This window comes from Priestia sp. FSL H7-0729 (genome assembly GCF_038005685.1).
Taxonomy (GTDB): domain Bacteria; phylum Bacillota; class Bacilli; order Paenibacillales; family Paenibacillaceae; genus Paenibacillus.
Genome location: NZ_JBBOTQ010000006.1, coordinates 226,807 through 239,790, shown reverse-complemented (window position 1 = coordinate 239,790; position 12,984 = coordinate 226,807). Strand labels below are relative to the sequence as shown.

Annotated in this window: 10 protein-coding genes; all 10 read right to left on the bottom strand. The window is 48.4% G+C overall.

Going from position 1 to position 12,984, the window contains the following annotated elements; genetic code table 11:
• Positions 1-78 precede the first annotated feature (78 nt).
• Positions 79-1,707, bottom strand: coding sequence for a putative polysaccharide biosynthesis protein (locus MHH93_RS16355; protein ID WP_500054867.1), 1,629 nt, complete (start codon positions 1,705-1,707; stop codon positions 79-81).
• A 61-nt stretch (positions 1,708-1,768) separates the two neighbouring features.
• Positions 1,769-2,260: a DUF456 domain-containing protein gene (locus MHH93_RS16350; RefSeq protein WP_500054866.1), complete on the bottom strand. Its 492-nt coding sequence runs from the start codon at positions 2,258-2,260 to the stop codon at positions 1,769-1,771.
• 3 nt (positions 2,261-2,263) lie between these two features.
• Positions 2,264-3,013, bottom strand: a complete 750-nt coding sequence (locus tag MHH93_RS16345; RefSeq protein WP_091020802.1) for a Cof-type HAD-IIB family hydrolase — start codon at positions 3,011-3,013, stop codon at positions 2,264-2,266.
• Positions 3,014-3,517: 504 nt separating this feature from the next.
• Complete coding sequence (locus tag MHH93_RS16340) at positions 3,518-4,390, bottom strand: metal ABC transporter permease (RefSeq protein WP_500054865.1); 873 nt, start codon at positions 4,388-4,390, stop codon at positions 3,518-3,520.
• Positions 4,390-5,349, bottom strand: coding sequence for a metal ABC transporter permease (locus MHH93_RS16335; protein WP_091037906.1), 960 nt, complete (start codon positions 5,347-5,349; stop codon positions 4,390-4,392). The genes MHH93_RS16340 and MHH93_RS16335 overlap by 1 nt, the downstream gene beginning before the upstream one ends.
• Before the next feature lie 3 nt (positions 5,350-5,352).
• Positions 5,353-6,174 carry a metal ABC transporter ATP-binding protein gene (locus MHH93_RS16330; protein WP_500054864.1) on the bottom strand — a complete coding sequence of 274 codons (822 nt, stop codon included), beginning with the start codon at positions 6,172-6,174 and terminating at the stop codon, positions 5,353-5,355.
• 30 nt (positions 6,175-6,204) lie between these two features.
• Positions 6,205-7,149 carry a metal ABC transporter solute-binding protein, Zn/Mn family gene (locus MHH93_RS16325; protein ID WP_500054926.1) on the bottom strand — a complete coding sequence of 315 codons (945 nt, stop codon included), beginning with the start codon at positions 7,147-7,149 and terminating at the stop codon, positions 6,205-6,207.
• A 237-nt stretch (positions 7,150-7,386) separates the two neighbouring features.
• Positions 7,387-9,366, bottom strand: coding sequence for a peptidoglycan D,D-transpeptidase FtsI family protein (locus MHH93_RS16320; RefSeq protein ID WP_500054863.1), 1,980 nt, complete (start codon positions 9,364-9,366; stop codon positions 7,387-7,389).
• 366 nt (positions 9,367-9,732) lie between these two features.
• Complete coding sequence (locus MHH93_RS16315) at positions 9,733-11,769, bottom strand: peptidoglycan D,D-transpeptidase FtsI family protein (RefSeq protein ID WP_500054862.1); 2,037 nt, start codon at positions 11,767-11,769, stop codon at positions 9,733-9,735.
• 105 nt (positions 11,770-11,874) lie between these two features.
• Entirely contained in the window at positions 11,875-12,969 is a 1,095-nt protein-coding gene (locus MHH93_RS16310) for a transglutaminase domain-containing protein (RefSeq protein ID WP_500054925.1), read from the bottom strand.
• Positions 12,970-12,984: the final 15 nt, after the last annotated feature.

The window sequence follows — 12,984 nt, the reverse complement described above, 5'->3', positions numbered from 1 at the left end:
CTGTCCGCTTCAATAGCAGACAGAGCTTGTATCCTATTTTCACAACATATTGGAGTTTGAATGATGCTCCTTGTATTCTTAACCTCTTTGCCCAGCTCCACGTTGGAGACGCATAAGTGGACGGAGAATTTTTTGCAGAATACGGGGATAACTGCCCAGCTCGTCCTTGCGCAGGACACGCAGCACAACCATGAGAACCAGATACACCACCACCACAAGCACACCAACCACAAGGCAGGTAAACAAGAAGGATACACGCGCTGGCAGGAACAGTCCAAAAATCATATTTCCAATCCAGTTCGTTGCAAATCCTACACCTGCTGCAAGCAAGACCGTAATGATAAACCCTTTCCAACGATCTCCCATGATGGAGAAATCAACGATTTTGCGCAGGACACGCAGATTCAGGTATGTGATCACCAGGAAACACAGTGCCGTTGCAATAATAATGCCGTAAATACCGAAGATTGGCGCCAGAATCAAACTTGCGACCAATTTGATCACAACACCTGCTGCCACACTCACCATCGTAATCCGCGGTTTACCCACCCCAAGCAAGATGGAGTTGGTGGTCATCATCGTAATCTGGAAAATGGTACCGAATGTCAGCAAGGCAATGATCGGCGTTCCATCCAGATTGGTAAACAGCAATCCGTTGACCGAATACGCCGCCGCACATAGTGCAATGACAATCGGCATACCTGTCAGAATCGAAATGCGCAACGCAAGTGTAACCTGATTCTTCAGATGGGCTTCATCTTTGCGGGCAAATGCTGCCGAAATGACAGGCACCAACGACTGACTCAAAGCGATAGCCAGAATCGGAGGAATACCCGCAATACTTTGGGCCTTCGCACCAAGGATCGCAAGGACACCTGTCGCTTCTTCGAGTCCGATCTGGCCACTAAGCAGTGGAACCACAAGGGATGAATCGATGAAGTTAATGGCTGGAACTGCAAGTGAGGACAGCACAATTGGAATAGACAGCTTGAAGATATCACTGTAGATACCTCGCATCGGTAGCTGCTTTGCAGGCTCGTAATTCAATTGGGCCGCGCGGTCGCTACGACGCAGCTTCAGGGTGAAGTACAACATGACACCAAAGGCGCCCACACTTCCTAATACCCCACCAAATGAGGCACCCGCAGCAATCGTTTGGTCATCATAATTCCATTGCAGCATAACATAAGCCACGATAATGGCTGTACCTACACGGGCGAACTGTTCCACAATCTGTGAAATACCGCCTGCTGTCATGTTGCCACGTCCCTGGAAATATCCACGCATCATCGCAATGGCTGGGAACAGCAGCAAGGCTGGAGCCAAAGCGCGAATGGCGCTGACCGATGCCGGTACTTTGGAGACATACGTGGCATAATAAGGTGCCGCGAACCACAACAAAGCAGACATGACTACCCCGGCGACAGCCGCAAAGATCAGGGCTGCACGGTAGATCTGTTGGGCTTCACCCGCACGTCCGAGCGCATAACGTTCCGACACCATTTTGCTAAGTGTACTTGGTATGCCCGCCGTTGCTACAGTTAACAGCATTAAATATACCGTATTGGAGATCGTAAACGATGCGTTACCGACGTCTCCGAGGATATGCTCAAGCGGTACCCGCTGAACCAATCCGAGTACTCTCGCGATCAGCGCAGCGGCCGCCAGAATGAGCGTACCCCTTATGAATGTTTCTTTCTTAGACAAACGAATTCCCCTTCTTTCCTCCACACCGGACATGCATCCCGTTGAAGCTAATCCTGAACAATTAGGCGAATCTTACCACCCAGATAATAAAGAGAACAATCATGACGATTTGCAAAATAATTTTCATCACGGTGCTCGTAAATAGCCCTACCACGGAACCAAATCCGACTTTTGATGCTTTGGAAGGTGAAGACCCTCCGATTAGTTCCCCGATAAAAGCACCGATAAATGGTCCCAATACCAGTCCGAATGCCGGAATGACAAATGGGCCAATGATCACACCAATGGTACTGAGCGTGGTCGATAACTTGGAGCCACCAAACTTCTTCACGCCCCATGCGCTGACGACATAATCAGCCACGAACAACACAACCACAATCAGAATCTGGATGATCCAGAACCACACACCGAACGGATCAAAACTAAAGAACCAGCCGTAGACCAGAAACGCGAAGAAAATCGCTACAGCACCAGGCAGTATAGGATAAACCGTTCCAGCCATCCCCACTGCAAACAGCAGCACAATTATAATCCAGGCAACGGTTGCGAGCAAAGGTTACTCCCCCTTCAAAATATGTTCACGAATCACTTCGACGATGCCGTCTTCATTGTTACTCGCTACGATGAGATCAGCCGCTTCCTTCACCTGTTCCTGCGCATTGCCCATAGCCACGCCAAGACCCACGGCCTCAATAACAGCCAGATCGTTCAAGCTGTCTCCGACAGCAACAACTTCGGACATCTCGATGCCCAGCAGCTTGCAGACTTCCGCTACACCACTAGCTTTGGATACGCCAGCAGGATTGATCTCAATATTAACGGGTGAGGAATTCGTCATTTGCAGACCACCCATTTGTTGCAGTTCCATCATGATCTGGTGACGAACTTCATCCACTTCGGTATTGAAGCCGAATTTCAACCATTCCAGACCTTCGATATTGTCCGTCCAGCGGTCACGGTTGAACAGCTCTTCCACGGAGTATGCCCAGTACCAGCTGTTATATTTCTCACCGATCTCCTGCATTCTGCGAATCAATACCGGGTCCATCAGATGACGCATATGCAGATCATGCGGGGCTTTCCATACCTCACTGCCGTTAACGGTAACCATCGGTGTCTCCAGCCCAAGCTGCACCGCATAAGGCATCGCGTGGAATACGGCTCTTCCCGTGGATAGGCACACATGCACACCCCGACGAATGGCAATCTGAATCCACTTGGCGGTCTCCTGCGTAATTTCATGATTATCGTTAAGCAATGTTCCATCCATATCCAATGCAAGCAATTTGTATTTCAGTTCACTCATACAGTAGTTCCTCCTAGGTTGTCTCTCTCTCCAAATTGAACTCATGGATATCCATTCAGGCACTACGCGGGCAGAAAACCTTTCGATCGCTGTTATCCCCTGAACTTCTTGATTCCATCTACAATGGAAAAATCCAGTTATAAACGCGACCACTTCGTTTCTCTAGGTCCTTTCTGCCCTCTCCGTTCCACAATGGTTCTCCAGTTCAACTTAAAGGTTCTCTTTATCTGATTTTAAACATTCTTTCACAACAAGATCGCCCGGCACCCGTAACAACGGACGCTCCGGACGTCACAGCTAACGACATTTTACCACAGATCATCTGTATGCAACAAAATAACCCGTAATCGGCAGGATGACGCTACAATATCATTTTATATTGTATATCTTATATGCGGTTGCCCTTTGTAAAAGTCATACGTCCAGACACGCAGAAAACCGCCTGCCATGCAGACGGCTTGTTATAATCTTGTTTTTTCTACCTTTAATTCACATGAAATTCAATTACCGTGCCGCGAATTTGCGACGAGCGTAACGGAATACGATGCCATGTTTCGGAGACAGCAGCAGTGCGAGAACAAACAGAATTCCAGCAACCGCCACCATGCAGCCCGCGATGGAAGCATCCAGAGCGTATGCCATGATGTAACCTCCAACCGAGGAAGCTGCCCCGATCAGGACGGCATACAGAATCATTTTCCCCAGACGATCTGTGAGCAGGTAAGCCGTCGCCGCAGGTACAATCAACATGCCCACCACGAGAATCGAACCAACGCTTTCAAATGAAGCTACGGATGTCATGGAAACGAGTCCCATGAGTAGATAGTGGAACAACACTACTGGAATACCGCAGGCCGCAGCCAGCGCCGGATCGAAGGCACATAGCTTGAACTGTTTGTAGAACAGCCCAATGACGACGAGGATGACCAGCAAAGTGATGCCCAGCATCCAGACTGCTCTCGGCCCGACATCCGTACCTCCAAGGGTTAGTGTATCCCACTGTACATAAGCGATCTCGCCGAACAAGACACAGTCCAGATCCAGATCAATGTGCTGAGCGTTCAAACTAATGAGAATGACCCCTACGGCGAAGAGTGCTGTGAACACAATTCCGATGGAGGCATCAGACGAGAGTCCCCCTGCCTGCAAACTCTGTATGAAGAACACGGTCAGTAGTCCAAACACGGTGGCACCGAGCAGCATCCACAAAGAATCTCTGGAACCGCTCCACAGGAAAGCAATCGCAATACCAGGGAGAACCGCATGGCTTATCGCATCCCCGACCAGAGCCATTCGCCGCAAAATCAGAAAACAACCGAGGATGGCACAAGCAGAAGATACCAATACAGCCGTTAAGATAATCCAAAACGTTACCATTACATCTCCCCCCGTTCCTGCTGATTCCGCTGTGTGGCGAGAGTCTGAAGTGTAGCCCGCTCTTCACGCATATACGCGGATTTGGCCTGAATACTGCGTAACCGTCGAGCTAATAATCCACGACGAGGAGCGAGCAAGGCTGATCCGGCAAACAACACCGTAGCCGCAAGAACAGTTACAGGACCTGTTGGGAGATTAGGTACAAGTGTGCTGAAGATGGTTCCTGTTGCTCCACTCAATGCACCAAATATGCCGGCCAACACCACCATCAGTGCGAGTGAGTCGGTCCAGCAACGTGCCGCTGCTGCCGGAGTTACCAGCAAGGCTGCAACAAGCACCACACCAACCGCCTGAATCCCGGCCACCACCGCGATTACAGTCAAGAGCAGAATAAGCTGCTCCAACATGGCAACTGGCAGTCCCATACCTCGTGCAAATCCCGGGTCAAAGCTGACCAGTTTGAATTCCTTGAACCAAGCCAGACAGGCGATCAGTAGCACGAGACATACGCCCCCCATGACATACACATCCGTCATGACCATGGATGCCGCCTGCCCAAACAAATATTTATCAAGTCCGCTTTGGCTTCCGCTCGCTCCATGCTGGATACGTGTCAGCATCACTACACCAATCCCGAAAAATACGGTCAACACAATGCCCATCGCCGCATCTTGCTTGATCCGGGAGTAGCGCGTAATCCACGAAATTCCGAAGGTAGCAACGATACCAGCCACCAGCGCACCAAACAGGAATAATCCTACAGACTTCGTTTCCGTCAACATAAATGCAATACAGATCCCAGGCAGAGCAGCATGAGCAAGGGTGTCCCCCATCAGACTCTGCTTACGAAGGAAGGTGAAGGAGCCAATAATTCCACTGCTGAATCCAAGCAGCAGACAGCCAAGCAATATCCAACGTGTATTGGGGTCGGACAAGATGGCAACGATCCAGTTCCACATGTACTACACCTGGCCTTTCTCCGTCCGGCTTCCGATCATCGCAATCCGGCCTCCGTACGTTTCTTGCAGTGTATCCGGTACAAATACTTCACTTGTTGGTCCACCTGCCACCAGTCGTCCATTAAGCAGCAGCACATGGTCGAAGTATTCCTCAACTGTCGCCAGATCATGGTGAACAACCAGTACCGTCTTGCCTTGTTTCTTCAACTGTTCCAACAGGGAAATGATCGCTTTCTCCGTGGTAGCATCCACACCTGCAAAGGGCTCATCCATGAAATACAGGTCTGCGTCTTGCACGAGTGCCCGCGCCAGAAAGACACGTTGCTGCTGTCCACCCGACAGTTGGCTGATCTGCCGGTACATGTAATCGCCCATGCCAACTTGCTCCAGACAGTGTGCCGCCAGGTCCCGCTCTTTTTTCCCCGGACGACGGAACCAGCCCAGATGACCATACCGTCCCATCATAACCACATCGAGTGCATGCGTTGGAAAATCCCAGTCGACCGATTCTCGTTGTGGTACATATCCAATGTGGCGACGTTGTTCCCGGTACGATTGTCCGAAGATCCGTACCTCTCCATGCATCTTCGGTACCAGTCCCAGAACGGCTTTGATCAGGGTCGATTTCCCTGCACCATTCGGTCCGAGTATTCCGATGAGCTGTCCTTCCGGGATATCGAAGGATACACTGCTAAGCACCGGCTTTTTGTGATAGGCAACGGCCAAATCCCTCACACTAAGAGGAGCCGACGTAGGCTGCGTTCCCTGCAAGTGACTATTGCTCAGATTCGTAGGGGTTTGTTGCGATAAAATGGTATCATTCATAATCCTGTACTCCTCTCTTCATAGGATTCATTATTTTAAGGCTTCTACAATCGTCTCAACATTGTGGCGAATCATACCGATATATGTGCCTTCTTCCGTTCCTTCAGCCCCCATGGCATCCGAGAACAGTTCTCCACCAATGCTGACCGTATGCCCTTTTTGAGCCGCTCCGGCAATAATGGCTTCCATCGCTTTGGCAGGCACACTCGATTCAACAAAAACGGCTTTGATCTGGTTATCCACGAGATAATCTCTAAGTTCGCTAACATCTTTTGCACCGTATTCGGCTGCTGTACTAATTCCCTGAAGCCCCATCACTTTCATGCCATAAGCCTGACCGAAATATCCAAATGCATCATGTGCCGTGACCAATACCCGGCTTGCTTCCGGAATCTCCAGAATCTTCTCGCGTACCTCGGTATCCAGATCTTTGAGCTTCGCCAGGTATGTCTCTGCCTGAGCCTTGTATTCTTCCGCATGATCCGGGTCCGCCTCCACGAGCGTATCGCGCACGGCCTCTGCCGCATGCATCCAGTGGCTGACGTTAAACCAGACGTGTGGGTCATATTCCGTGCCGCCTGTGTCTTTGCCTGAGTGTAACTCCTCGACTGGAATGGTCTCTGTAACGGCTGTAACCAGCTTGCTTGAGGACATTTTCTCCAAAATGTCTGTCATTTTGCCTTCGAGATGCAGTCCATTATAGAAAATGACTTTTGCTTGTTCCAGCTTGCGAATATCACCTTGGGATGCCTTGTACAAGTGGGGGTCAACGCCCGGGCCCATGAGCCCGGTAACCTCAACATATGCTCCGCCTACCTCACGTGCTACGTCAGCGATCATGCCTGTTGTAGCGGTTACTTGCAGCTTGCCCTCGCTGCTCGTCTCCGCATCACTTGAACATGCTGAAAGTACGACAACCAGCACCAGAGCCGCTAGCGTGATGATCCCCCTCTGAATACTCCTCATCTTCACCATTAACAATTCAATCGTCCCCTTTCCCTCTCCTAAAAGTATTGTCCACATCTAATTTTGTTGTACAAGGTATTAAGTTTTAATCAAGACTAATAATGTTTCCCTTGTGCAAATTTTATCCGAAGCCAAAAAAAAAGGCAAGGGATTATTTCCCCTGCCTGTCCTCATATACATTTAATTCACTTCATGAACCTTTTGGTTACAATGCTAAAAGAGCTGATTCCCGCGATGTTCTTTGCGTTACTCTTTGTCTTTTGCTTCGTCTTTTTTCCCTTTTGGTGTCCCGTCAAGACCGTACACTTCATCGTATGCATCGAAGATTTTCCGTGCAATCGGCGACGCACTGACTGACCCGAACCCACCTTCCGGTACAACAACAGCTACAGCAAGCTTTGGATTATCCCGTGGGGCAAAGGCTATAAATACACCATTCTCTTTTTTGTTCGGTCCGGTCCCCTGCTCTGATGTTCCTGTTTTTCGTGCATAATCGTATGGGAAACCGTCAAATGAACTTACTTTGGTAACCATACCTTTATGCACTTCATTCCAGTGCGCATCGGCAAAATCAACTTCATTAAGAACCTTAGGTTTGATTTCCTTCACCACATTGCCATCCGCATCACGGATTTCCTTCACCAAGTGAGGCTCCATCCGTTTTCCTTTATTGGCAAGCATCGTCGTGTATTGTGCGAGTTGCATAGTAGTGTACTTCGCTTGTTGTCCAAACGAGGCAAACGCCAAACGTGTTAGAGCTGATTCCGTTTCATCATTATTATATTCTAAAGTGCCTAGGTATTCTTTGGGTAAATCGATACCCGTAGAGACACCCAATCCGAAATCTTTCATATGTTCATCCCACACCTTAACACCCTTAGTTGAGCCATATTTATTTAACAGGCGCTTACCCACCATATCGATCATGAAAGCATTGGAGGATTTCTCGATTGCTTTTCTGGCCGTAATGGAACCATTATAAGCGGAATGCGAGTTTCTCACTTGTCGTCCATCTTTTCCCAGAATGGCATATCCCTGATCATGATAGGTCTGTCCTGCTGTAAATAGTCCCTCTTTTAATCCAATAAGCACACTTAGCGGCTTGATTACTGATCCAAGAAGTACTACGGATTCAGCATGACTAGGCTTGGCATCATTTGGAGGGAACGACTCAGTGGTTCCGTTCCGGAATACAAACTTGATTTTGTCATAATCCCAATCGTTCGGATCATAATCCGGCATACTCGCCATCGCTACCACATTTCCCGTATCCACTTCCATGGCTACTGCATATCCGGTAATCGCCTTCGGGAGTCTGCGCAGTTCGTCCGTTATCGCCTCTTGGGCGGCCATCTGAATTTCCTTATTAATGGTGGAAACCAGACTGTAGCCTTTCTCGGGTGGAGTCTGTAGCATCGTTCCATCCGGCAGATTACGTGCATCAATATCAATGGACTGGTAGCCACTTCGTCCACGAAGTTCCTCCTGGTATTGCAGCTCCAATCCATCGAAGCCAACCTTTTCTTCCTCATGATACACAAGCCCTGGATCACGCTGGGTACTTGCCCCCTCGCGGATGGCCTTATATTTGGCAAGGCTGTCTGGTGCTCGCTTGAACTCTCTTGTATAACCGACAACCTGAACGGCTACACCATCCGGGTCATATTTCCGTATGTTTTCTTCCAGCACCATCACGCCTGGATATTCCGCTTTTTTCTCCATGAAAAAGGCAATTTCTTTGGTCGATAGATCAGACTTCACCAGCCTCGGCACATATCCGAACGTTTTCTGGTAATCCAGATCCAGCCGTTTAATGATCTCTTCCGCGTCCGGCTGCTCCTTGTCCCCTGGATTAAACTGCTTAAACACAGCCGCGAGATCATGAGCCAGTTCCTCTGCTTCCTGCCTGCGTTCATCGTTCCGATAATCCTCATATAAGAGCACATACAGGGACTGTACAGGTTCCGAGTAAGCAAGTGCAATTTTTCCCGTAGCATCATAGATGGGACCACGAACAGGTGCCAGCGGAATATCTTTGGTATTACGACTCGTTTCCATATACGTCAGTTCAGGCCCCTCCACAAACTGCACAAAGGCCAACCTGAAAATAAGGATACTGAATATGACAAATGCCGCGAAAAAAAACAGATTCAGCCTTGCGGTGGAAGGCTTATTGACGGGTGTGTCTTCCTCAGCCATGGGTTTCTTCTTCAATCGGTTAAACATGTTTTGAGCCTCTCCCGTTCCTCTATAAAAATAAAATATTTAATCCGTATTGTGAACGTATTCAATCCAGTATTTAATCCTTACTCATCCAAGTCTACCAAAGGTTAGCTGTCACGTCTTTCAATTTTTGGTTACATTTTCGTAATCAGAAATGTACACTACCCAATCTACCGATTCCAATGTAAACACTGACATATCAACGTTATCTCGTTCTTCAAAAAGCGTTTACCCTTCTCTTATATAAACGTCGCACAGCTCATATGGTTACATATTAATGCAACTAATTAACTCACTCTTATGACCCAATCTCCGCGTAAAACAAAAAAAGAGGACCCATAGGGTCCTCTCTGTAATCAATGCATCACATCACTGTGCGCCTGATTCCGATTCTGAATCTTTATTTTTGTCCTTTTTCGGTACACCGTCGAGACCGAATTCCTCGTCATAGGCATCGAAGATCGCACGTGCAACCGGAGCCGCACTACTCGAACCAAATCCCCCTTCGGGGATAACCACAGCGACAGCAAGCTTCGGATTATTACGTGGTGCGTAAGCGATAAACACCCCGTTATCCACCAGTTTACCGCCGACGAGTTGCGTCGATGTACCTGTTTTTCTGGCAAAATCATAAGGGAAGCCGCTAAATGCCGAAACCTCGGTAGCCATGCCTCGTTGCACCTCGTTCCAGTAGGCGTCGTTAAACTCTACCGTGCTGAGTACCTTCGGTTTAACTTTCTCAACCACATTACCTTCCGAATCCCGGAACTCGTTAACCAATTGTGGTTCCATCCGTTTTCCTTTGTTCGCAAGCATCGTGGTGTACTGTGCTAACTGCATGGTTGTGTATTTTCCTTGCTGACCGAAGGAGGCATACACAAGTTTAGTGAGGGAGCTCTCTTCACTTCGGATATACTCCAAATAACCAGGATATTCATTCGGCAGATCAACTTCCGTCTTCACGCCAAGACCAAACTGCTTCATGTAATCATCCCATACGCCAATGCCCTCTGCACCATACTTCGAATACAGCTTCTTCCCGATCTCGTCGATCATGAACACGTTGGAGGAATGCCGAATCGCATCATGCGGACGCATCGCACCGTACACATGCCCTGATGAGTTCTGTACTCTACGGTTGTCTCCACCAAAGGTCGTTGAACCTCTATCCGAATATACGGTATTTGTAGTGAAGAACCCTTCCTTCAAACCGATCAAAACACTAAGCGGTTTGATCGTGGAACCGAGCAAGACTACAGACTCAGCCCGCTTGCCTGTATCGTCTGGCGGGAAGCCTCGGATCGTACCATTTTGATAGATATATTTTATTTTATCGTAATCTTCATTGCTTATACCGCCGGTTCTCCATACATTGGTATCATAATCCGGCATACTTGCAGCAGATACGATTTTTCCCGTATCCACTTCCATTGCAACTGCAAATCCGGTCTTTGCATTCGGATGCAATCGACCAGAAACCGGGTTCCGATGAAGCCAGCTCAACTGATCCAGAATAGCTTGTTCTGTTTTCACCTGAACGTTCTTGTTAATGCTGGATATCAGGTCATAACCTTTCTCCGGCGGGGTAGAACCAGCTACACCTTCAGGCAAGTTACGCAAATCGACATCGACGGACGTATATCCGCTTTTGCCACGCAGTACATCCTGATATTGCAGTTCCAGTCCATCAAAACCAACGAATTCATTCTCTGTATACACCAGACCCGGATCCGTTTGCGTTTTGTTGGCCTCGTCCACTTCTTTGTATTTATTCAAGGATTTCGAGCTTCTGAACTTCTTGAGATATCCGATGGTCTGAACCGCTACCGTATCCGGATCATAGAACCGCACACTTTCCTCAACAACCTGGATGCCTTTGAACTCATCCTTATGCTGGAGGAAATAAGCAACTTCCTCCTCGGACAGATCGCTCTTAATGAGCCGTGGCATGAAGCCGTTCGCCTTGCGTGAATTCAAGTCCATCTCTTCAATGATCTGTTCGACCGTAAGTGACTCTGAATCCTTCAGCTTGTACTGTTCGAACACATCATGCAAGCGGGTTGCAATATCCTGCACTTCCCCTATGTTGGGACTCGGTTTCCCATCAACATCCCCATAGTTTTTATACAGCGTCAGGTATAGCGACTGAATGGGCTTGGAGTAAGCCAACTTCACCTCGCCTGTAGAATCATAGATCGTGCCTCTCACTGGAGGAAGCGGTACATCCTTGGTAATGTTACTTGCTTCTTCCTGACTAAGCTCAGGCCCTTCGACAAATTGTAAAAACGCCAAACGTACGATAATAACGCTAAAAATAACAAAGGAAGCGAAGAAAAATACATTCATCCGGTAGCTAAATCGCCGTTTGTCTGTAAGTTCATCCTTCTCATTGGAATGCTTTTTCATCCATCCTACCTCTTTCATGACTTGATGCATACCGCTCAAACTGATTCTTCCCGGCATGATAACCTGGCAACGTCGTCATATTACGGACTCATGTCCATTGTTTGGTTAAGCTGATTGATCCTTCAGATGGGTGTCGGCAAAATTCGGAGGATTGAACCAGTCCCCACTGATCGCCCATGTCGGGTCAAGCGGAACCCAGCTCTCGGAATCACTCAGATACACTTCATTCCACGCATGCGGACCGTACCCTCCTTGGCCGTTATAACCAAGTCCTGTAACCACTTTGACTTCAAGTCCTTGTGAACGGGCCATCACAGCATAGAGACGGGCATAATCAATACATACGCCTTTGCGTGTATCAAATGTATTCTGCGGATTCTGTTCATGCCATATGCCCTTTTGCTCATAGTCATCCACTTTACCATAGTCATACTGAATACGTGAACCTACCCAGTCATATAGCGCTCTTGCCTTTGCCTCATCTGTCGATTGCCCTTTGACAACCTCTCTCGCAGCCGATTCAATATCCGTCGGAATATTATGGTCAATGACTTCATATTTGCGTTGCAGGATGCCGCCCAGTTCCTTCTGCACAGCCTGCGTAAATACGGGAAGCTTGTCCTTGATAAACGTACCAGACAACGGTTCAATAACCGATTTGGCCCCTTGCATATAGATGGGAGATGCCTCCACATATCGACTGAACATACTCCCGGGGTAAAGACTGACGATCATGAACAACACGGCAATGACAATCATTCCACGGACGGAGCCTATGATCGTGCCAATCAATGCACCCGTCAACCGACTAAACATACCTTTAGGCGCACTTTCCTCGGCCGATCCCTGCCTGCTACTGAAAATTAATGAAGAGAGCAATCCGAGAACCAATCGGATGAGTCCATAGCTAAGCACAAATAATACAGCGAACCGCATGAGCGGAAAATCTGCAATCGCCGTAATCAACGTATAATACATCTGTTCCCACCGGTTCAGCTCCCGGTTAGGCATGGCTGAAGCATACTCAGACAGCCAATGCTGTACATATGGCGCAAGCCACAATGTTAAACCGATCGACAACAGAATACCAATAACCGCCATAATGCCATCCATCAGGAACCCAAAGAGTCTGCCTGCTGAACGTGAAGCTCCTCTGGACCAACCCTGCAATAATGAAGCAGCCACAATCAGCAACAACATAATCGTGATGCCATT